Genomic DNA, 21,652 nt, shown 5'->3' with positions numbered 1-21,652 from the left:
CAGGCCTCACTGCTATGGAAGAGGAAGCGGCTCGTCGATCGGCTGGGCCTTGGTGCCCATATCGATGCCCAGATCCTTGGCAAAGATGGTGCGGGTTCCGGTATAGACCCCGTCCCTATTCTCGTCGAGTTCGAAGACGCGGGCGCCACGAAGCTCGTGTTTCTCGGTACCGCCTAATCCGTAGGTGCCGAATCCGGTACCTGGCGCGTAGCCCAGCTCGATGCCGTAGTAGTCGCCCTTGAAGGTGTTGATGTGGTCGTGGCCGCAGTACACGCCACGCACATCTCCGCGTTCCTGCAGGGCAGTGAACATGCCCGAGTTGAACGCAGCGGTGTAGATGCCCTCGTTCTTGACTCCCTCGATGGAGTGCTTCTTGACGGCCTTCTCATGGTCGGCATCATTCGAAGTGAACTGGGCTCCGTACCACATGTGGTGGTGCTCCCACAGCGGGATGTGGAAGAACATCAATGACTGGACCTTGCCGTAGCGTGATTCGGTGGCCTTGGACGCGTTGCGGTACCACGCGATCTGCTCCGGACGGATCCAGTCGTAGGACATGAGACCTTCGAAATCCTGGCCTCCAATGGCATCTGGCGCGTAGCGATTCGAGTCGAGCAGCCAAATGCCGAAGGCGGGCTTGGCGTTCTTGGACGAGGCGATCAGCAGCTGGGAGTTCGACTCGCCCTGGATCTTGTCATTCTTCGCGTTGACATTGAACTCGTACCCGCGAATGAAATCGAGGATCTTGGCATCGGACATATTCGTGCCGTTGGGCATCGAATCCTCGTCATGGTTGCCAAAAGTCAAAGCCCAGGGGATGCCCCGCGATTCCATTGGCTGCACCACGTTGTTGATAGCTTGCTTGACCTCAGTGACGGTTTTCGGGGAACCGTTGATGACGTCGCCGTTGATGAGTGCGAAGCCCGGCTTCTCGGTATCGAGCACCTTATTCATCAGTTCAAGCGTGCGTCGGTCGGTGCGTGGCCCATCCTGGGTGTCATTGAACTGGACGATCTTGAATTTGCCGTCGGCAGCGAACTTGAGCTTCGGGGCAGATGCCGTGGACTTCTTGGCTGGAGCAGCAGCTGCTGCGGTGCCGCTAGCGGCGAAAAGACCGGTAATCGCGGCAGCCGTGCTGCCAATCAATACTCCACGACGGGGGACAGAAGACGGAGTGCTCAAAGAACTGCCTTTCACTTTGATAGGTAGCCAGCTGAATAGTGAGCCGGCCGGTAACTCCTAGAGCGTATGGACGCCTAGTGACCGGTTGGTGAACATTGGTAGTCCGCAGGCATTGTTGTGCATAAATAAAATGGGCGAACTTGCGTCTTTCGGGCTGGTACCGGTTAGAAAGTCGAAATAGTCACAGGATTCGTGGAGCTAAACATCAAACGTCTAATGTTTAATCGTGATCGACAACTCCTCTGAATCAGTGCTTCCTCCAGTGGCCAACCTTCCACGCAAATCCCCATGGCTGGCTGGTGCACTCGCTGTAGCAGCCGTTATTCTCGTGGGCCTGAACCTGCGCATGGGCATTGCCTCGGCATCGCCGCTATTCCATGACCTGCAGGAGATGATGGGGTACGGGACGTTCGTCGCTTCGTTGCTGCCCACCATCCCGGTTTTGTGCTTTGCCGTAGCTGGCGCGGCAACGAGCCTGGTGATCCGCTGGACCGGCCTGGAACTGGGCATAGCGCTGTCCTTGCTGCTGCTCACCGCAGGCCTCGCCCTGCGTGTTGTCGATTCAACCTGGGCTTTGCTGGCCGGCACCGTTATGGGCATGTGCGGTTTGGCCATCTGCAATGTGGCGATGCCATCGTTCATCCGAGAGCACCACAGGAATCGTGCTGCTTCGATGACTGCTGCTTACACGACAACCATGTCCATCGGCGCGACGCTGGCCTCGGCGGTCAGCGTTCCACTGGCGGTTCAGGCAGGTTCTCCGACAACCGCCTTGGCCTTGTGGGCTATTCCCGCAGGCATGGCTTTGCTGGTCATGGTGCCGCTGTCCATCTCCGGGAAGCGTTCCGCCGTTGAAAAAGGCACGCATGTTTCCCCTTGGCCACTGCTGGCCACGCGCAAGGGCTTGCTGTTCACCGCTGTTTTCGCTCTCCAGTCGCTGCTGGTCTACACCGTGGTCAGCTGGCTGCCGCACATTCTCATTTCGCGCGGGTTGGAGCCAGTTGATGCCGGATTGATGCTGGGCATCGTGCAGGGCGTCAGCATTCCGGCAGTCATGATCATGCTCTGGATGGCGTCGAAGCCGACCTTGCTGCGCAGTGCCTTCCTGCTGACGACCAGTTGCTCTGTCCTTGGCTTTATCGCGTTGCTGCTGTTGTCAGTGGAGCTGTCCTTGATCAGCTCGATCCTCATCGGCCTGGGTTTCGGGGTGTTCCCGCTGGTGATGCTCATGATCAGCCGCAGCGGCGGCAGCGCAGCGGAAACCACTGCACTGTCCACCGTGGCCCAATCTGTCGGCTACCTGCTTGCGGCCATCGGCCCTTTCGCACTGGGACTCATGCAAGGTGCTTTGGGGTCGTGGACGGCTGGCCTAGTGATCATCATTGGCTTCTCCGTGATGCAGCTGTTGTTCTGCTTCAAGCTCGGCGGCTTGCGTACCGAAACCGATGAGCACCAGCTGATTGAAGTCGACAGCGATGCCGAAGTGGAGCGCTCATGAGCAAGACCCCGTTGCGTCCGCCGTTGTCCGAAGAGGTCGGAGCGAAGTTGCAGGCCGCCGTAGCCCAAGGCCGCTGGAAGGTCGGGGAACGGATACCGGCAGAGCCCGAGCTGATGGCTGAAATGGGTGTCTCCCGGGGGACCGTGCGCGAAGCCATCAAGGCGCTGGCCAGTACTGGCATCTTCGAGGTTCGCCGCGGTGATGGGACCTATGTGCGTGCGACCAGCGAGATCAGCGGCACCGCTCAACGCGTGTTTCGAGACCACTCCGACCAGGACGTGCTCCAGGTGCGCTTCGCCCTCGATACCCAGTCGGCCCGGCTCGCAGCGAAAGCTGCTGATGCGAAAGTCATCGAAAAGCTGCGCACGCTGCTGAGCCAGCGAAGCGAGGCGTGGGAAGCCCGGGACTATCCGGCCTGGGCGCAAGCCGATTGGAAGTTCCATTTGGAAGTGGCGCGGGCATCCGGAGTGCCGCTGATGAGCGAGATCTATGAGAGCTTCGGGGATGTCTTCCACGGAACCAAGATGGTCCAGCGGCTTTCCGATGGATTCGATGGCTGCATGCACGAGGGCCACGAATCATTGGTGGACGCAATCCAGGCAGGCGACCCTGAAGCCGCCGCCAGAACCGTCATCAAGAACCTCGACTACTGCATGAGCTGGATGCCGTAATTTGCGACCATTGCGGTCCTGCCCAAGCTAGACGGCCTTCATTCGGCTCACGTTTTCCTGCACCACGGCCTTGAAGTCCCCGCCCGCAGCCGCAAAAGTATTGCGCTGCAGCTGGTATTCGGCACCGCGCTCGATCAAGCGGATGATGCCCTGCAATTCTTCGGAGCACCCCAGCTGCTCGGCGATCGGCGCCAGTCGCTTGACCTCTGAGCGCAGGTGGTCGGTCACCAGCATCTCATCGCCCTGCGCATTGAGGATGATGATGGCATCCAGTCCGTAGCGGGCGGCGCGCCACTTGTTCTCCACACGGAACCAGGCCGGCATGACCGGAATCTTGTAGCCGGCTTCGATGGACAGCGACATGTCGTGCACCAGGCACTGGGTCAGCGCGGTGATCGCGGCAATGTCCTCCAGCGAGCTGACGCCATCGCAGATGCGCATTTCCACGGTGCCCAAACGCGGCACCGGTCGCACATCCCAACGAATTTCTGAGACATCGTCAATGACCCCGGTGTGCAGCATGTCTGCCACGTGGGCTTCGTACTCGGACCACGAATCGAAGTGGAAAGGAATCCCTGCCGCCGGCAGCTGCTGGAACATCAGCGAACGCTGCGACGCGTAGCCGGTGTCTTCCCCGCCCCAGTAGGGGCTGGAAGCGCTGAGGGCCTGGAAATGCGGCTGGTAGTTGATCAGCCCGTCGGTGATGGGCAGAGCCTTCTCGCGGTCATCGAGTCCCACATGTACGTGCACGCCGTAGATCACCATCTGCCGTCCCCACCACTGGGTACGGTCAATCAGCTTGGCGTAGCGGTCTTTGTCCGTCACCGGCTGCAAGGTCGGTGCGGCAAACGGATGCGAACCTGCAGAGTACAAGTCCACCCCGTGATTGCCCGCCACCTCGTTGAGCATGCGCACATTGGTGCGCAGTTCCTCGGCCGCATCGGCCACGGTGGTGTGGACACCGGTGACTACCTCGACGGTATTCATCAGCAGCTCCGGCTTCACCGTGGGATGCTCTTCATCATGGGCGAGGCCGGCCTCGTCCTTGAGCTGGTTGAGAATGTTCTCGGCAACCGAGCACAAGTCCGCACTTTCGCGATTGACCAAGGCAATTTCCCACTCGACACCGATGGTGGATTGGGAAGACTGGGCGAACTCGATTTTCTGCACGGCGCTCCTATTGATGACATCTCGGACGGACTGCTCCGGAGCCGAACCAAACGGATGGAGTACGCACCGAGTGCCCGGTGATTCTCCATAATTATTGTATGTATTGCGCCGCTCCCGCCAGGGCAATGTTCCGGTGGGACCTGCGTCACCCCAGACTAGTGCGGGATCACCTCGAATGCTACGCGCTTGTCTCCCAGACGGGCCAGGATCAGCGTGGCCTTGTTCTTGGCGCTCTTGGGAGTGCCCGCCAGCAAAATGCGCCGCAATTCTTCCGGAGTGACGTCGACTCCGCGCTTTTTGATATCCAGCGTGCCGATGCCGTTTGATTTCACCCAGCTGCGCAGCTTCTTGACGTTGTAGTCGTGGACTGCCAGGACTTTGTAGCCGCGCGCAAACGGCGTGGAAATCTGCTGCTCATGGGTGAAGTAGGCAATATGCTCATCGAGCAGATGGCCGCCAGTCTGCTCCAGCAACGTCGAAATCAGGTGGGAGCGGATGACTGCGCCATCGGGTTCGTAGATGTGCGCTTCCAAGTCGCCTACCGGTGCAGGCTGGTCATTCTCTGCAGTTTCAGCACTGGACAATTCGTGGGCGCCGTCCTTGTCGATCACCAGCGCGGCGCGGGCAATGTCCTTGCGCTTCAGCTTGCCGAACCAGAGGCAGGCCTCGATGACCGAGCCGTGGTCCGAGATCCAGACCGCCTCGGCATTCTCCGGGATTGCTTCATGAGGAAGGCCAGGGCCCAGCTTCACCCCGACATCCAGCCCCGAGTCCACCAGTTTCTCCACGAAAGACAGCGGAGGGGAGAACGCCTCGGGGTCGAAGAGCCGACGGGTGCTCCCTTTCACGTCGGTGCGCCGCGCAGGATCCAGCCAGACACCATCAATGCCGGTCAGGTCCGTATCCTCGGCACTGCCGTGGATTACTTTGGCGTTGTCAAAGGGCATCAGGTTCAAGGTTGTGGCGGCCGCAGTCGTTTCATCCAGCTCAACGGCGGTGACCTGCAGTCCTGCGCTGGCAAGCGCAATCGAATCGGTGCCGATGCCGCATCCGAGGTCTGCCACATGGGTGGATCCGGCATTCGTGTAGCGGCGTGCATGCAGCCCGGCAATGGTCAGGCGGGTCGCTTGCTCCAATCCGGCCGGGGTCAGGACCAGCGAATCGGCGAATGGGCCGAATTTCACCCGAGCCCTGAATCGCAGCTCGGCCTGGGCCATGACAGCGCGGACCACCTTGGGGTCGTGGCCCTCCTTGCGCAGCTTCTCGTTCAGCGTCCAGGCGGCATCCTTTGAAGCCACCATGGATGGATCGATGGTGGAAAGCAGCTTCCAGCCATCTTCCGAAAGCAGAGCGGCGAATTGTTCAATCAGCGTGGAGTCATTTGAAGCCTGGGCCATGAACCAAGACTATCGTCGATGAGCCTCGGGCATGTGCGGGCATCGTGGTGCGTCCAGCCCGCAAAGAACGTGATCTATGTGACAAAAGCGCGTCATATTCGGAATTCACAGAATCACCGAGAAGGCATTGCCACGACTTGGTACGCGGGCCGGGAGCATCCTGGAAAGAAGCATCTTGAAGCCGGAGGATCTGAAATCCGAAACGCGCTAGAGTAAGGGATGCTTTTTCATGAGCATCAAATTGGTTAGAAAGCGTAATCCTTATTGCCATCTGGTGCATCCGACTAACAAGTAGAGCTCTCGCTGTTCTACAGTTCACCGTCGCCGTGCACCGGTTATCTGGACCGTGGAGAAGTATTGCCGGCAAGCGGGCAAACGCCTTCCGCAAAACGTGAAGTGATCCGCGTCGCATTCCGTCGCGCGACTGGTGTTGTATGGCACCTGTGATGAAACCTATGCAGCGAACGACAACGACGTCGACTATCGACCAAAAGACCGCGGCCGTTGCGCCGGGGGATCCGGCGCCTCAGGCGCAGAACCAGCTCAAGCGCGGCATGAGCAGCCGCCACCTGCAGATGATTGCCATTGGCGGTTCCATCGGCACCGGGCTGTTCGTGGCCTCGGGCGGCACGATTGCCCAGGCGGGACCCGGCGGCGCATTGCTGGCCTATGCGGCCGTAGGACTCATGGTGTACCTGCTCATGCAGTCCCTGGGCGAGATGACCGCGAAGATCCCGGTGGCAGGATCCTTCCAGACCTTCGCCACCCGCTTCGTCTCTCCGTCCTTCGGATTCGCCATTGGCTGGAACTACTGGTTCAACTGGGCCATCACCGTCGCGGCGGAACTGGTCGCAGCCGGCATCGTGATGAGCTTCTGGCTGCCCGATGTTCCCGGTTGGGTCTGGGCCGGAGTCTTCCTGGTTGCGCTGACCGCCTTGAACGCGCTGTCTGCCAAGGCCTTCGGCGAGGGCGAGTTCTGGCTCGCCCTGATCAAGGTGGCCACCGTCATCGCCTTCCTGGCCGCCGGCGTGCTGATGATTTTCGGCGTCCTCGGATCGCACGCCGATCCCCTGGCGAACTGGCGCGAAGGCAAGGATGTTTTCCATGGCGGCTGGCTGTCCATCGTCTCGGTCTTCATGATTGCCGGTTTCTCCTTCCAGGGCACCGAGCTGGTGGGTGTAGCCGCCGGCGAGGCCAAGGATCCGCGCCGCGAAGTGCCCAAGGCTATCCGCCGGGTGTTCTGGCGCATCATGCTCTTCTACATTGGCGCCATCTTCATCATCGGCTGCCTGATTCCCTTCACCGACCCGAGCCTGCTGGCCAGCGGCGAAGCGGATGTGGCGTCCTCGCCGTTCACCCTGGTCTTCGAGCGGGCCGGCATCGCCTTTGCCGCGGCTGCCATGAATGCCGTCATCCTCACCGCCATCCTGTCAGCCGGCAATTCCGGGCTCTACGCGTCGACCCGCATGCTCTATGCCATGGCCCATGACGGCAAGGCGCCGAAAATCTTCGGGCGCACCAACTCTCGCGGCGTGCCGATCATGGCGCTGCTGGCGACCGCGGCGGTCGGCCTGTTCGGATTCCTCACCGCGCTGGTGGGCCAGGGTGCGGCCTATACCTGGCTGCTGAACGTCTCGGGCCTGTGCGGATTCATCGTCTGGGTGGGCATCGCCGTCTCCCATTACCGGTTCCGCCGCGGCTACCTCGCGCAGGGCTACAGCGCAAAGGACCTGCCCTATGTGGCCCCGCTCTTCCCGCTGGGGCCGATAGTCGCGTTCCTGATGCTCATCGCAGTGATCATCGGTCAGAACTACCAAGCGGTGCTCGCAGGCCATGCCCTGGAAGTGCTCTCGGCCTATATCGGCTTGCCGCTGTTCCTCGGGCTGTGGCTGGTGCATCGCATGGTGACCAAGTCCAAGCTGGTCAAGCTCACCGAGATGGACCTGAATGCTCCGGAGGACATCGAGGAGTCCGCGGCTGTGCGCTCTGCGCGAACCGGTATGAAGAACTAGGGCAATGATTAGCACTCACCTTGACCGAGTGCTAAAGCTCGTCCTAAAGTCATGTGTGGGTGTCGCATTGGAAGTTGCATCTGCAGCTTGCAGCGTGGCACACCGCCTGACTGGATACCACCAACTGGCACCGCGACGACGGTTGGTCCAATGCCATAGGGCGCACCCCTACAACCATTGGTTCATACACGAAAAGGAGAGACCATGTCTGTCTCCATCAAGCCGCTCGAAGACCGCATTGTCATCAAGCAGGTCGAAGCCGTAACCACCACCGCTTCGGGCCTGGTCATCCCAGACTCCGCTAAGGAAAAGCCGCAGGAAGGCACCGTAGTTGCAGTAGGCCCAGGCCGCATCGACGACAACGGCAACCGCATTCCTCTGGACGTTGCTGAAGGCGACGTAGTGCTGTACTCGAAGTACGGCGGAACCGAGGTCAAGGTCGGCAACGAAGAGTACCTGGTGCTCTCGGCTCGCGACGTACTGGCAGTCGTCGTAAAGTAACGCCAACCTCTCTAAAGTTTCAGGAGAAAATGCATGGCTAAGCAGCTAGCATTCAACGAGGATGCACGACGCGCCCTCGAAGCGGGCATCGATAAGCTCGCAAACACGGTGAAGGTCACCCTCGGCCCACGCGGCCGCAACGTGGTGCTTGCCAAGACCTGGGGCGCCCCGACCATCACCAACGACGGTGTCACCATTGCGCGTGAGATCGATCTGGAAGATTCATATGAGAACCTTGGCGCGCAGCTGGCCAAGGAAGTAGCCACCAAGACCAATGACGTAGCAGGCGACGGCACCACCACCGCCACCGTGCTCGCCCAGGCCCTGGTCAAGGAAGGCCTGAAGAACGTCGCCGCTGGCGCCGCTCCGGGCGATGTCCGCAAGGGCATTGAACTGGCTGTCGAGATCGTCTCTGACGCACTGGCAGCAAACGCCGTGGCCGTCGAGGACAAGGTTGCCAACGTTGCCGCGATCTCCGCGCAGTCGGATGAAATCGGCGAACTGCTGGCCAAGGCCTTCAAGACCGTGGGCACCGATGGCGTAATCACCATCGAAGAGTCCTCTACTACCGCCACCGAGCTGGTCCTGACCGAAGGCATGCAGTTCGACAAGGGCTACCTCTCGCCGCAGTTCATCACCGACCAGGAGCGCCAGGAAGTTGTCCTGGAAGACGCACTGATCCTGATCAACCCGGGCAAGATCTCCACCGTGGCAGAATTCCTGCCGCTGCTGGAAAAGGTCCTGGAAGCGAAGAAGCCGCTGCTGATCATCGCCGAGGACGTCGAGGGCGAAGCCCTGTCCACCCTGGTGGTCAACAAGCTGCGTGGCCTGCTGAACGTGGTAGCCGTCAAGGCTCCAGGCTTCGGCGACCGCCGCAAGGCCATGATGCAGGATCTGGCCATCCTCACCGGTGCCCAGGTTGTCTCCTCGGAACTGGGCCTGTCCCTGGACCAGGTCGGCACCGAGGTGCTCGGCTCGGCACGCCGCGTGACCATCACCAAGGATTCCACCACCATCGTTGATGGCGCTGGCACCGACGAGGATGTGGCAGAGCGCGTAGCCCAGCTGAAGGCTGAGCTGAACCGCACCGATTCGGAGTGGGACCGCGAGAAGCTCTCCGAGCGACTGGCCAAGCTGTCCGGCGGCATCGGCGTAATCAAGGTGGGCGCTTCCACCGAGGTCGAGCTGAAGGAACGCAAGCACCGCATCGAGGACGCAGTGTCCTCGACCCGCGCGGCGCTGGAAGAAGGCATCGTTGCCGGTGGCGGTACCGCCCTGGTTGACGCGCTGGCTTCGCTGGATACCGATGCCCGCATCGCGGCCACCGAAGGCGACGTAGCAGCAGGCGTAGCGATTGTTCGCCGCGCCCTGGTGCAGCCGCTGTTCTGGATCGCTACCAACGCAGGCTTCGACGGTTCGGTAGTTGCCTCCAAGGTCGCAGAGTCCGGCGCCAACGAAGGCTTCAACGCCAAGACCGGTGTCTACGAGAACCTGCTGCACGCAGGCGTCATCGACCCGGTCAAGGTCACCCGTTCGGCACTGCGCAACGCAGCGTCGATCGCGGCCTTGGTGCTGACCACCGAGACCCTGGTGGCAGAGAAGGCCGAAGAAGCAGACGATGAAGCGCACAGCCACTAAGGCCAAGCGTGAAGCATGGGCATAGTGCCCGTGCGCGAAAGCCGCCGCCGGGACCAGCCTCAAGCTGGCTCCGGTGGCGGCTTTCTCCATGCTGCCTTCAGATAGCGAGACAGGTTGGAAAGCATGGAACCGGAAAAGCACGCTGGGTCCAAGCTGTGGCCAGGTAGTACCCTTGGCCAAGCTTCGAGCGGAGCGCCATGCATCTGGCAGAGTACATGCATCTTCCTGTCCTGAGCCGTAGCAACTGCCTTTTCGGCATCCCAATTGCGCCGCGTCGGGCCCAAGGCAAATTGCGCCATTGCATGTTGGCATAGCCCGAGATGCGTGGTTTTGAGCATGAACCGCCGGAATTCCGGTGACATTTTTCCAAGGAGCCGCAACTAAACCATCACAAGTCAGCACTATGGGAGCTTTCTGCATTCGAGGCAGAACAGTTGTGGAAAGCGCTAGATGGGGAAGAACGCGTGGTGCGGATTGATAAGATGGTTGGTTGTCTGACGTGATTCGAGAAGAAAGCGCCGAGGACCATTTCCTGTTCCCGACGAAAGCGCAGCCAGTGACCCATACCTTGGATCAGCCTCGGAAAACCACGGAACGTGCCGGTTTCCGAGTTGATTTGCAGGGACTTCGCGCCCTCGCAGTCCTGCTGGTGATGTGCTATCACATCTGGTTCTCCCGGGTCTCCGGCGGTGTGGACATCTTCTTGATGCTCTCCGCTTTCTTCCTGACTTCCTCCACTGCCCGGCGCATTGCCCGCGGGCAGCGCCCGCCCCTGCTGGACGGCTGGCTGCATCGATTTTCCCGCCTGATCCCGCAAGCCGCGGTGGTCATCATAGGCGTGGTCATCGCTGCGTGGATCATCCTGCCAAGCACCCGTTGGCTGGAACTGATTGACCAGTCCAATGCCTCCCTGTTCTATTGGCAGAACTGGTACCTCTCGAACCACCAGGTGGACTACTACGCCTTCAACACCGCTGCCGCCTCGCCGCTTCAGCATTTCTGGTCCTTGTCGGTCCAGGGCCAGATCTTCATCATCTGGCCGCTGGTGCTCGCCGGCAGCGCACTGGTCTGGAAGAAGTTCTTCTCCCGCCGCAGCTTCGCGCTGGTAGCCGGCAGCGCCTTCGGTGCCATCTTCGTAGGCTCGCTGGCATATTCCATCCACATCACCGCCACCAACCAGCAGGTCGCGTATTTCCACACTGGCGCGCGACTGTGGGAATTCGCGCTCGGCTCGCTGCTGGCTTTGGCCCTGCCATGGCTGTCCACCCTGCCGGAGAAGATCCGCCGCATTGGCGGCTGGGCAGGACTGGTCACCGTGATCGGTAGCGGTGCCGTGCTCGATGTGCAGGGACAGTTCCCGGGCTTCATGGCGCTGGTTCCCACCGTCGCCGCCGCGCTGGTGATTGCCGCCCCGGCTCCGCGCAGCTGGGCCAACCCATCCGGCCTGCTTTCACTGCCCCCGCTGGTCAAGCTGGGTGACCTGTCCTACGGCATGTACCTGTGGCACTGGCCCATGCTGGTCTTCTACCTTGAGGTCTCCGGCAATGAGAAGGCCTCCTTCCTGGCTGGTGCCATCCTCATCGCGGCATCCATCGGCGCCTCGTGGTGCACCACCAAGTTCATTGAGAAGCCGGCCATCGCCTGGCAGGCCAGCCCAAGCTTCTCGCGCTTGATACCGCAGGCCGGCTTCAAGCTGATCGCCCAGTTCGCGGTTGTTGCATTGGGAATTGGCGTAGCCAGCCTCCCTGTACTGGCATGGGAGAACAATGTCGAGCACCGCCGTGCCCTGGCTGCGGCGCAGACCGATACCGACAACCCCGGTGCCAACGCGACCGAGGACTGGGATCCATCGCCTGCTGCCTTGACCTTGCCGCTGGCCACCGAACTGGATGGCGAGTGGCAGACCCCGGGCATCGCCTGCGAAGGGCCCAACGCCCCCGAGGATAAGCGGATCCACTTCTGCGAGCAGGGCGGCGACTTTGACGGGGGAGCACCGGACCTGGTGCTGCTCGGCGATTCCCACATGCAGCACTGGTCTGCGGCGGCATCGGCAATGATCGAGGAAGCCGGCGGAAGCTGGATCCTGGTCTACGAGCCAGGATGCCGCTACGGTTCCGATGCGGATCGCGTGGATGACACCTGCTCCGACTTCCAGGATGCCGCGCAGGACTATGTCGCGGATTTGGCGCCGCAAATGGTGCTGACCACCGCCAGCAAAACCGTTGCTGCCCCGGATGCCATGCTGCGCAGCCCGGGAGAGCAGGAAACTCTGGTGGACAACTACGCCGAGATGATCCAGCCGCTGCTGGATGCGGGAAGCCGCGTCATCGCGATGCGCGATACCCCGCGCTATACCTACTCCATTCCCGAATGCGTGGATTCCAACAAGGGCGAATTGGACAACTGCGATGGCTCGGCCGGCTACGCCTTGAATAGCGTGAACCCTGTAGAGCAGTTCCTGGATTCGAAGGATTACGGGAACCAGGTCGTTTCCCTCGACATGACGGGGTTGCTCTGCCCCGACGGGGTCTGCAAAGCTGTCATTGGCAATGTCCTGACGTATCTGGACGATTCGCACCTGTCCAAGACCTTCGTGCTCAGCGCCAAGCGCCAGTTCGCCACCTCCTTCAAGGAAGCAACAAACTGGGAATAAGTCACCATGGATACGGTGTGAAGCATGAGCTTGAACACAGTGCACCACGAAGGAATAACTGGAACGCCAAAAGAGCTCTACCATTTAACCAACCTCCGCTGTCGCCCCGAAAGGTTTCCACGTGACTGAGTTCAACCCCTTTGCTTTTGAAGGACTCACCTACGACGACGTTCTGCTGTTGCCTGGCCCGACGGATGTGATTCCTTCGGAGGCGGACACCACCACTCGCTTCACCAAGCGCATCAACATCCAGGTGCCAATCAGCTCCGCCGCCATGGACACCGTGACCGAGGCTCCAATGGCCATTGCGCTGGCACGCCAGGGCGGCATCGGCGTGATCCACCGCAACCTGTCCATCGAGGACCAGGCTAAGCAGGTTGACCAGGTCAAGCGCAGCGAATCGGGCATGATCACCGACCCGGTCACCGTCCACCCGGGTGCCACCTTGGCCGACTGGGATGAGCTGTGCGCGCAGTACCGCGTCTCCGGCCTGCCGGTAGTCGACGAGAACCGCAAGCTGATGGGCATCATCACCAACCGCGACACCCGTTTTGTTCCACGCGAGCAGTACATGACCACCAAGGTCTACGAAGTCATGACCGGCATGCCGCTGATCACCGCCAAGGAAGGCGTATCGCGCGAGACCGTTATCGAGCTGCTGTCCAAGAACCGCATCGAGAAGCTGCCGCTGATCGATGACGAGGGCAAGCTGACCGGCCTGATCACCGTCAAGGACTTCGACAAGGCAGAGCAGTACCCGTTGGCCACCAAGGACGAGGACGGCCGCCTGCGCGTAGCCGCAGCCGTGGGCTTCTTCGGCGAAGGCTACGAGCGCGCCATGACCCTGATCGACGCTGGCGTTGACGCACTGGTTGTCGACACCGCCAATGGCCACTCGCAGGGCGTGCTCGACATGATCGCCCGTCTGAAGAAGGACCCAGCCGCTGCGCACGTGGATGTCATCGGCGGCCAGGCAGCAACCTACGACGGTGCCAAGGCGCTGATCGATGCTGGTGCCGACGCGATCAAGGTCGGCGTTGGCCCAGGCTCCATCTGCACCACCCGCATTGTTGCCGGCGTGGGCGTCCCGCAGGTAACCGCGATCTACGAAGCAGCCAAGGCCGCGATTCCAGCTGGCGTGCCAGTGATCGCCGACGGCGGTCTGCAGCACTCGGGCGACATCGGCAAGGCACTGGTTGCCGGCGCCGACTCGGTCATGCTCGGCTCCCTGCTGGCAGGCACCGCAGAATCCCCCGGCGATCTGGTCTTCATGGGCGGCAAGCAGTTCAAGGCCTACCGCGGCATGGGTTCGCTGGGCGCCATGGAAACCCGCGGCAAGAACACCTCGTACTCCAAGGACCGCTACTTCCAAGCGGATGCCCCATCGAACGAGAAGCTGATTCCTGAAGGCATCGAAGGCCAGGTGCCATACCGCGGCCCGCTGTCCGCAGTCACCCACCAGTTGGTTGGCGGCCTGCGCCAGACCATGTTCTACGTTGGCGGCCGCACCGTTCCGGAGCTGAAGGCACGCGGCAAGTTCGTCCGCATCACTGCTGCAGGTCTGAAGGAATCCCACCCGCACGACATCATGATGACCGTTGAGGCTCCGAACTACCGTTCGCGCTAAACGCATCTGATAGGGAAACCCCACCAAGCAAAGAGTTCTGCTTGGTGGGGTTTTTCGTTGCAACTTTCGCCGGGGTTCTCACGTCAACAGCCCAGCGTGACAGTGGCAGCTAGGAGGTCGGTTGCCCAGTGCCAGGCGCAATACGGTTCGCAGCGGGGCACGAGCCGAGGTGCCCACGGGCGCAACGCCGCAGGCAATGCGTTCAGAAACGAATCAGGCTAGGGATGATCGTGTTTCCTAGAGGTCTGGTGGCCGATGGGGTTCGTCTTCAGCTTTCGAATGGAGGCCAATCTTCACGAGTTGCCACGTATTTGAATTCTCCATCTTGTGTAACCACTGTGACAGAGCGAAGGTTCTTGTCCTGTTCTCCGACCCGAAGCATCGTGTTGCTGCCTACATAGGCCAAATCGGACCGGGCGTCGACTTCCCACTCATAGGGTTCAAGGGTAATCAGCAATTCACCGTATTCGGGCGCTTCAAAGGGAAGCATATGCCCATGTGGATCCGTTGGGTACCACTTCAGGAAATCCTCCGGTTCATCGATGTCCATGACAACGTCCTCCCAGCCCTCATTGATTTCGTCCATCCATTGCTGCATCTTTTCATCGGCCCAGTCCTGCAGCTCTTTGTCCGAATAGTCCTCGGGTGCTTTCGAAGCCGTCGGTTCTACAAGTGCTGGCAGTTCGGATGTTTCCTGTTGCCCAGGAGCAGGCTCGACTGCAGTTGTAGAGGCCCGGACCTGCTCAAATCCGGTAGAAGTGCAAGATGCCAAAGCCAGAGCTGCGATGGCAAGCAGAGGCAAACAGGTCAGCGATTTGCGCACGGTTATCTTTCTGAAGACGAGGGGAGTGATGCTAGACGTCAGGCTAAGGGAACACAGGGACAAAGACGCCTCATCGCGATCTAGTGGACTCATGCGTGGGACTGACTTGTCCAGAAGCACAGTGCACAAGGCATCCAGTACCAGCGACCCCACGTAGAATGAAAGCTCGGCAATACCTCTCGGTGCGCGGGAACCACCGCAAGTGAGCGAACGTCAACGAAGGACATCAATTTGGGCCAGCCAGCCAATCTGAAGAAGCAAACTCGCCAGCGAATGGAGCGCACGGGGGAGAGCTACACGACCGCGCGCAAGAACATCCTGGCCGGCAAGCCTGAAAGCCCGAGGGCAGCCCGCGCCGCGGCCGCACGCGACTACGCCAAGGAGGCACGCGAGAAGGCCAAGGCGCAAGCCAAGAAGGACAAGGAAGCTCCGGCAGCTTCGCCGGCTGACGAGTTACCTGAATACCCGGCCCCAGAAGATGTCATCCAATACGATGCCGCGCTGTGGCACCGCGTGCTGGTTCAAGCTGGCGTCACCAACAAGCACACCGGCCAACCGCTGAGCCAGGCGCTGCTCGCCGGTCTTGCTGGCGGCATTGGCTTCATGGCCTTCACCCACGAAGGCGGCGAAGAAACCGCAGTAACCCTGGTGACCCGGCACAACCCGGAGCCGTACACCCAGAACCTGCTGGCCCGCTGCGGTGCCACGGTCACCGAACGCACCACCGGCTCAGCTGAACGCGCCGCCGAATACATGGACGCCGCCCTGGACGCAGGCCGCGCCGTCGTGGTTCGCGTGGCAATCAGCGCGCTGCCATGGATCGACGGCACTACGGTGGATGAAGCCGAGACCCTGGACCTCGCCGTGGTTGGCGAGCACAAGAAAGACCTGCTGGTCGATGACGGGTCCGGTGCCCTGAACCTGATCAGCCCCAAGGAGTTGGCCATCGCCCGTGCGATGCGCAAGAAGGAAAAGCACTGGCAGGCGTGGATCCCGTCCTCGCGCTCGCCGAAGACCGAAACCCTAGCCGCCAACGCTGTGGAGGCTATCGAGGAAACCACCGCTCGGTTGCTGGGCACCAGCGAGCTGTCCGGGGTCCCGGTGCACTTCGCCAAGAATTTCGGCATTACCGGAATGCGCACTTTGGCCACGCGACTGCGCGATTCCGAGTCCAAGACCGGCTGGTCCCAGATCTTCGCAAGCCAGCAAGCGCTGGCCAATGGCCTGGACCAGCTGGCCGGGTACTTCTCCGATACGCGCTTCAGCGGTGAAGGCGCATTGCGCGGGCTATACTCCGACTTCCTTGCCGAAGCAGCCGAACTTCCGGGTCTCTCGGCGCTGGCAGCGCACGTGGATGCGTATCAGCAGTTGTCTGCGCAATGGGACGAATTCGCTGACCTGATCGATCCAGAGATCGAATTCTCACAGCGCGCAGAGCACTTCGCATTACTGGCCGACGCGATAGAGCGGATCGCCGAAGCCGAGGAGCAGGCCGCGACCGCCTTGGCCGCAACAGCAAAGCAGCTGGCCACCAAGACGGCGAAGTAAATCTGGCTCAACATTCGCCCCGGCATCGGGTGATATTGCTCACCGAATTCCGGGGCATTGTTGTCCCGGTGCGCATCCAGCCGCCGGATGCCTCGAAGCTGTCGACGCCGCATCATCTATGGCCAGCGCACTGCCGAAAGCGGGATTATCCCGGAATCTTGGTAACCTAGTTAGGTGAGTAACGAGATTGAGATCGGCCGCGGCAAGCGGGCAACTAAGGCATATTCCCTGGACGACGTAGCGATCGTACCGAATCGCCGTACCCGTGATCCGAAGGACGTATCGGTGTCCTGGCAGATCGACGCCTTCCAGTTCGACACCCCTATCCTGGGCGCACCAATGGATTCGGTGACCTCCCCGGCGACCGCCATTGCACTGGGCAAGCTCGGCGGACTGGGCGTGCTGAACCTCGAGGGCCTGTGGACCCGCTACGAGAATCCGGAAGCAGTGCTGGCTGAAATCGCCGGCCTGGAGTCCGAGGCGGCGACTCGCAACGACCCCAAGATCACCGCCAAGCTGCAGGAACTGTATGCGGCTCCAATCCAGCCAGAGCTGATCACCTCGCGCATCTCCGAGATCCGCGACTCGGGTGTTGTCGTTGCCGGCTCGCTGACTCCGCAGCGCACCCAGGAGCACTACAAAACCGTGGTCGCCGCTGGCGTTGACATCTTTGTCATCCGCGGCACGACCGTCTCGGCCGAGCACGTCTCGAAGACCACCGAACCGCTGAACCTGAAGCAGTTCATCTATGAACTCGACGTCCCAGTGATCGTCGGCGGCGCAGCTGGCTACACCCCGGCCATGCACCTGATGCGCACCGGCGCAGCAGGCGTGCTGGTCGGCTTCGGTGGCGGCGCATCCTCGACCACCCGCCGCACCCTGGGCATCCATGCCCCGATGGCTACAGCAATTGCCGACGTGGCAGCTGCCCGCCGCGACTACATCGAAGAGTCCGGCGGACGCTACGTCCATGTCATCGCCGACGGCGGCATGGGCAACTCCGGCGACATCGTCAAGGCCATCGCCATGGGCGCCGACGCAGTGATGCTTGGTACCGCGCTGGCCCGCGCCGATGAAGCGCCGGGCGCTGGCTACCACTGGGGCATGGAAGCTGTTCACGAGGCCAGCCCACGCGGCGACCGCGCCAAGGTCGGTACCGTCGGCTCGCTGGAGAAGGTACTGCACGGCCCATCGCATGAGACCAACGGCACCTCGAATCTGGTTGGCGCGCTGCGCCGCTCGATGGCCACCACCGGCTACTCGACGCTGAAGGAATTCCAGCGCGTCGATGTCGTGCTTTCCCCTTACGAATCGGATCGCTTCTAGCGGATCTCGATCTGGCCCCGTTCTTCTGCTGAAGGGCGGGGCCAGTGCCATGTGCACGCTGGGTCTCAACGAATGGATAAGCGAGTTGGTTCCATAGGCAGAAAATAGGGCAACAGGGCTAATCTCACGCCCTTGCATTTCGAGTTCTACGCCAAATAGAAGTACCGTTAGAGTGTGCTTAAAACCGCTCTGAAGCCCAAATGGATCGCCGCCCTGCTTGCCGCGCTAGCGATCGCCACCGGATTCGTCCTGCTCTCCGGATGGCAATTTGGCGCATCCGAAACCGAGCCGCCGGTCAAGATCGACAAGACCGAGAAGCCGGTTGCGCTGATCGAGCATCAGGAAGTCGGCAAGGAACTGCTGGGCATCAAGGCAGACCAGATCATCACCATGGAGGGCGAATTCGTCCCCGGCACCGATCAGCTGATTTCGCCGCGGCTCAATAGGGAACAGCGCGGTGTCTGGGTGGTCACCGAGTTCAAGGTCGAGGGCGCGGACAAGGACGCCGGCATCGCCGTGGTACGCGGCTGGCAGCCTGAAGCAACCAAGCCTGCACCGGCACCGGAGGGCGAACTGGAAATCACCGGCCGCCTGCTGCCAAGCGAAGGCCCGGAATTCCGCGTGGACCTGCGCAGCCCGACGCTGCCTACGGTCGCCTCGGCGCAGCTGGCGAACATCTGGGATTCGATCCTCTATGAAGGATTCGTCTCGGCCCACGAAATCACCACGGCCAAGGGCGAAGCTGTCATGCAGCCTGGCCTTGAGCTCGTCCACGTCGGTCCGCAGCCCCAGGAAGGCCAGATCAACTGGCTGAACGTCTTCTACGGCCTGGAATGGGTACTTTTCGCAGGCTTCGCCATCTTCCTCTGGTACCGCATGGTGCGCGATGACTACCAGCGAGACCTTGACGAGATTGCTGAGCGCGCCGCCGAAGCACATCACAAGGGCGGCAATGCCACCCAGGCTGGCAACAGCAACGAATAGCATTTCACGCACACCGCACTTCTTACCGAAATCGGAAGGAACCACCAACGATGTCCAGCACCACCCCGGCACCGAAGCCCCGGAAATTCGGCGGCACACCTAAGCAGATCCGTGCAGCCGCGAACTTCTACAAGGTCTTCGCCTACGTCACCGGCGTGATGCTGCTGCTGCTCGTGCTGGAAATGATCTTCAAGTACTTCTGGTCCTTGGAACTGTTCGTGGGCGGCACCCTGGTGGATGGCACCGCCAACGCCATCGGCATGTACAACCGCGCCGAGGTAGCCGGGGGACTGAACCTCTCGCTGGGCATCCTGATTGCGCACGGCTGGCTCTACGTGGTGTACCTGTTTGCAGACTTCCGCCTGTGGTCGCTGATGCGCTGGCCGTTCATGCGCTTCATAACGATTGCGCTCGGCGGCGTGGTTCCATTCCTGTCCTTCTGGACCGAAGCCAAGGTGCACGCTGAAGTTGATCGCGAGCTGGCGGCCCATCCGAAGGCGGCCAAGCGCTACTGACACTGCAGCGCAGTGCATTGCAAGGGCGGATCGGTTCATCCCAGATGAACCGATCCGCCCTTGCTTTTGCCAAAAATGCACTTGGTGACGCTGATGACATCACCTTGGCTGTTTCGCGCGCAGTGAACCGCGTAGACTGTAACGGTGACTACTGCTCCCCTCAATCCAGAACATAAGCCGGTTCTGGTCGTCGACTACGGGGCCCAATACGCGCAGCTCATTGCTCGCCGCGTACGCGAGGCCCGTGTGTACTCGGAGATCGTTCCGCACACCCTGTCCACCGAAGCCATCCTGGCCAAGAACCCTGCTGCGATCATCCTTTCCGGTGGTCCTTCCAGCGTCTATGCCGATGGCGCCCCTTCCGTAGGGGCCGACCTGTTCGAGGCCGGCGTCCCGGTCCTGGGCATCTGCTACGGCTTCCAGGCCATGGCCAACGCCCTGGGCGGCACCGTCGCCGAAACCGGCCTGCGCGAGTACGGCCGCACCGCAACCACCTTCAATGGCGAAGCCCGCTCCATCCTGGCAGGCGCCGCACAGGCGCCTACCGTCTGGATGAGCCACGGCGACGCCGTCTCCCAGGCGCCGGAAGGCTTCGAGGTCCTGGCCACCACCGCTGGTGCTCCAGTGGCGGCGTTCGCCAACGAAGCCAAACGCCTGTACGGCGTGCAGTGGCACCCAGAGGTGAAGCACTGCGAGTACGGCCAGGACGTCCTGGAGAACTTCCTGTACAACGGTGCCGGCCTGAAGGGCGACTGGACCGCCGACAACATCGCTGACGAGCAGATCGAGCGCATCCGCGCCCAGGTCGGCACCGGCAAGGCCATCTGCGGCCTGTCCGGCGGCGTGGACTCCGCTGTTGCAGCTGCCCTGGTGCAGCGCGCCATCGGCGACCAGCTCACCTGCGTGTTCGTCAACCACGGCCTGCTGCGCGAAGGCGAAGCCGAGCAGGTTGAAAAGGACTTCGTAGCTTCCACCGGCGCCAAGCTGTACATCGCCGACGAGCGCGAACGCTTCCTGACCGCTCTGGACGGTGTCACCGATCCGGAGACCAAGCGCAAGATCATCGGCCGCGAATTCATCCGCGCCTTCGAAGCAGCAGAAGCAGCAATCATCGCTGAAGCCGCTTCCGAGGGCGAACCGGTGAAGTTCCTGGTACAGGGCACCTTGTACCCGGACATCGTCGAGTCCGGCGGCGGCGAAGGCACCTCGAACATCAAGAGCCACCACAACGTGGGCGGCCTGCCAGAGGACCTGCAGTTCGAACTGGTTGAACCACTGCGTACCCTGTTCAAGGATGAAGTACGTGCTGTAGGCCGCGAACTGGGCTTGCCTGAAGAAATCGTTGGCCGCCAGCCATTCCCCGGCCCAGGCTTGGGTATCCGCATCATCGGCGCCGTCAACGAAGAACGCCTGTCCATCCTGCGCAAGGCTGACGCGATCGCCCGCGCCGAGCTGACCGCTGCAGGCCTGGATGACGAAGTTTGGCAGATGCCAGTAGTGCTGCTCGCCGACGTGCGCTCGGTTGGCGTTCAGGGCGATCACCGCACCTACGGCCACCCGATCGTGCTGCGTCCGGTATCCTCCGAGGATGCCATGACCGCCGACTGGTCGCACCTGCCATACGATCTGCTCTCGAAGATCTCCAATCGCATCACCAATGAGGTCGATGGGGTGAACCGCGTGGTGCTGGACGTCACCTCCAAGCCACCAGGAACCATCGAGTGGGAGTAATCCCGTAGCCTGGAATTCCCCTGCCTGCTGCCGCGCTTGCGGCAACAGGCAGGGGAATTTTTTGCGTTCTGGCGCGCGGAACCCTCTTGAGGGTCAAGGCAGCGTCGCGAAGCAGACATCGTAGTTGGAAGGTGGCCGCCAGCGCATCATGGCCAATGGGCAGGGATCGTGCACGAGAGCGCGGGCCACACGCCACGGCTTCATGAAATCGCCCATCCAACATCCGCAGTTTGCTGAGCGAGGCCCATAAGCGAACACCGCGAGCATGAGCTTGCGCATCCCGCGGTTAAAACGTGTTTCGCGCACCGGTTCTGCACGGTCGGTGCACTACGTTAGAAAGAGGCGTATCTGCACCTGTGGTGCGCCCGAATGTGGT

General features: G+C 61.4%; 16 protein-coding genes. 12 read left to right on the top strand and 4 right to left on the bottom strand.

The features are described 5' to 3' along the window. Window positions 1–12: 12 nt before the first annotated feature. Window positions 13–1,146, bottom strand: coding sequence for a metallophosphoesterase family protein (locus ACR9WD_RS11285; RefSeq protein WP_434922104.1), 1,134 nt, complete (start codon window positions 1,144–1,146; stop codon window positions 13–15). Window positions 1,147–1,444: 298 nt separating this feature from the next. Here ACR9WD_RS11285 and ACR9WD_RS11280 point away from each other — a divergent pair, with 298 nt between their 5' ends. Both ACR9WD_RS11280 and ACR9WD_RS11275 read left to right on the top strand, forming a co-directional pair. Further along, the gene (locus tag ACR9WD_RS11280) at window positions 1,445–2,680 is read left to right on the top strand and encodes an MFS transporter (protein WP_434922103.1); all 1,236 of its coding nucleotides are present in this window, start codon (window positions 1,445–1,447) and stop codon (window positions 2,678–2,680) included. Next, the gene (locus ACR9WD_RS11275) at window positions 2,677–3,351 is read left to right on the top strand and encodes a FadR/GntR family transcriptional regulator (protein WP_434922102.1); all 675 of its coding nucleotides are present in this window, start codon (window positions 2,677–2,679) and stop codon (window positions 3,349–3,351) included. Before ACR9WD_RS11280 ends, ACR9WD_RS11275 begins: the two co-directional genes overlap by 4 nt. A gap of 27 nt (window positions 3,352–3,378) precedes the next feature. Here ACR9WD_RS11275 and ACR9WD_RS11270 read toward each other — a convergent pair whose 3' ends face one another. After that, window positions 3,379–4,521, bottom strand: a complete 1,143-nt coding sequence (locus ACR9WD_RS11270; protein WP_066140672.1) for a glutamate--cysteine ligase — start codon at window positions 4,519–4,521, stop codon at window positions 3,379–3,381. Window positions 4,522–4,676: 155 nt separating this feature from the next. Next, entirely contained in the window at window positions 4,677–5,918 is a 1,242-nt protein-coding gene (locus ACR9WD_RS11265) for a THUMP-like domain-containing protein (RefSeq protein WP_141356588.1), read from the bottom strand. A 455-nt stretch (window positions 5,919–6,373) separates the two neighbouring features. Between ACR9WD_RS11265 and ACR9WD_RS11260 the strand changes: the two genes are divergently transcribed. The 5 genes from ACR9WD_RS11260 (at window position 6,374) to guaB (ending at window position 14,349) form a co-directional block, all read left to right on the top strand. Then, complete coding sequence (locus ACR9WD_RS11260) at window positions 6,374–7,930, top strand: amino acid permease (RefSeq protein ID WP_083586570.1); 1,557 nt, start codon at window positions 6,374–6,376, stop codon at window positions 7,928–7,930. A gap of 204 nt (window positions 7,931–8,134) precedes the next feature. Further along, window positions 8,135–8,431 carry a co-chaperone GroES gene (groES, locus tag ACR9WD_RS11255; RefSeq protein ID WP_013349608.1) on the top strand — a complete coding sequence of 99 codons (297 nt, stop codon included), beginning with the start codon at window positions 8,135–8,137 and terminating at the stop codon, window positions 8,429–8,431. Window positions 8,432–8,464: 33 nt separating this feature from the next. Continuing rightward, entirely contained in the window at window positions 8,465–10,069 is a 1,605-nt protein-coding gene (gene groL, locus ACR9WD_RS11250; RefSeq protein ID WP_423299011.1) for a chaperonin GroEL, read from the top strand. Window positions 10,070–10,568: 499 nt separating this feature from the next. Then, window positions 10,569–12,722 carry an acyltransferase family protein gene (locus tag ACR9WD_RS11245; protein WP_434922101.1) on the top strand — a complete coding sequence of 718 codons (2,154 nt, stop codon included), beginning with the start codon at window positions 10,569–10,571 and terminating at the stop codon, window positions 12,720–12,722. 121 nt (window positions 12,723–12,843) lie between these two features. After that, on the top strand, window positions 12,844–14,349 hold the full coding sequence (gene guaB / locus ACR9WD_RS11240; protein ID WP_038990687.1) for an IMP dehydrogenase: 1,506 nt from the start codon (window positions 12,844–12,846) through the stop codon (window positions 14,347–14,349). A gap of 268 nt (window positions 14,350–14,617) precedes the next feature. On the opposite strand, the gene ACR9WD_RS11235 is transcribed toward guaB, so the two are convergent. Further along, window positions 14,618–15,172, bottom strand: a complete 555-nt coding sequence (locus tag ACR9WD_RS11235) for a hypothetical protein (protein ID WP_434922100.1) — start codon at window positions 15,170–15,172, stop codon at window positions 14,618–14,620. A gap of 231 nt (window positions 15,173–15,403) precedes the next feature. Here ACR9WD_RS11235 and ACR9WD_RS11230 point away from each other — a divergent pair, with 231 nt between their 5' ends. The 5 genes from ACR9WD_RS11230 to guaA all read left to right on the top strand — a co-directional run bounded on the left by ACR9WD_RS11230 (window position 15,404) and on the right by guaA (window position 21,276). After that, the gene (locus tag ACR9WD_RS11230; RefSeq protein WP_434922099.1) at window positions 15,404–16,720 is read left to right on the top strand and encodes a DUF4872 domain-containing protein; all 1,317 of its coding nucleotides are present in this window, start codon (window positions 15,404–15,406) and stop codon (window positions 16,718–16,720) included. 174 nt (window positions 16,721–16,894) lie between these two features. After that, window positions 16,895–18,046, top strand: a complete 1,152-nt coding sequence (locus tag ACR9WD_RS11225; protein WP_066140656.1) for a GuaB3 family IMP dehydrogenase-related protein — start codon at window positions 16,895–16,897, stop codon at window positions 18,044–18,046. A gap of 174 nt (window positions 18,047–18,220) precedes the next feature. Beyond that, window positions 18,221–19,030, top strand: a complete 810-nt coding sequence (locus ACR9WD_RS11220) for an SURF1 family cytochrome oxidase biogenesis protein (protein WP_434922098.1) — start codon at window positions 18,221–18,223, stop codon at window positions 19,028–19,030. 50 nt (window positions 19,031–19,080) lie between these two features. After that, window positions 19,081–19,545: a DUF3817 domain-containing protein gene (locus ACR9WD_RS11215; RefSeq protein WP_038990681.1), complete on the top strand. Its 465-nt coding sequence runs from the start codon at window positions 19,081–19,083 to the stop codon at window positions 19,543–19,545. A 144-nt stretch (window positions 19,546–19,689) separates the two neighbouring features. Continuing rightward, a complete protein-coding gene (gene guaA, locus ACR9WD_RS11210; protein ID WP_434922097.1) occupies window positions 19,690–21,276 on the top strand; it encodes a glutamine-hydrolyzing GMP synthase in 1,587 nt (528 codons plus the stop codon). Window positions 21,277–21,652: the final 376 nt, after the last annotated feature.

The organism is Glutamicibacter sp. PAEs-4 (assembly GCF_051161755.1).
GTDB classification, from domain to species: domain Bacteria; phylum Actinomycetota; class Actinomycetes; order Actinomycetales; family Micrococcaceae; genus Glutamicibacter; species Glutamicibacter nicotianae.
Note: the sequence above shows the minus strand (reverse complement) of the source record. Positions and strands in the feature narration are given on the sequence as shown.

What these genes read in the sequence shown, in the direction of transcription:
- ACR9WD_RS11275 (WP_434922102.1), top strand. Translation starts at nt 2,677, where the DNA reads ATGAGCAAGACCCCGTTGCGTCCGCCGTTGTCCGAAGAGGTCGGAGCG.
- ACR9WD_RS11265 (WP_141356588.1), bottom strand. Translation starts at nt 5,918, where the DNA reads ATGGCCCAGGCTTCAAATGACTCCACGCTGATTGAACAATTCGCCGCT.
- ACR9WD_RS11260 (WP_083586570.1), top strand. Translation starts at nt 6,374, where the DNA reads ATGCAGCGAACGACAACGACGTCGACTATCGACCAAAAGACCGCGGCC.
- groES (WP_013349608.1), top strand. Translation starts at nt 8,135, where the DNA reads ATGTCTGTCTCCATCAAGCCGCTCGAAGACCGCATTGTCATCAAGCAG.
- groL (WP_423299011.1), top strand. Translation starts at nt 8,465, where the DNA reads ATGGCTAAGCAGCTAGCATTCAACGAGGATGCACGACGCGCCCTCGAA.
- ACR9WD_RS11215 (WP_038990681.1), top strand. Translation starts at nt 19,081, where the DNA reads ATGTCCAGCACCACCCCGGCACCGAAGCCCCGGAAATTCGGCGGCACA.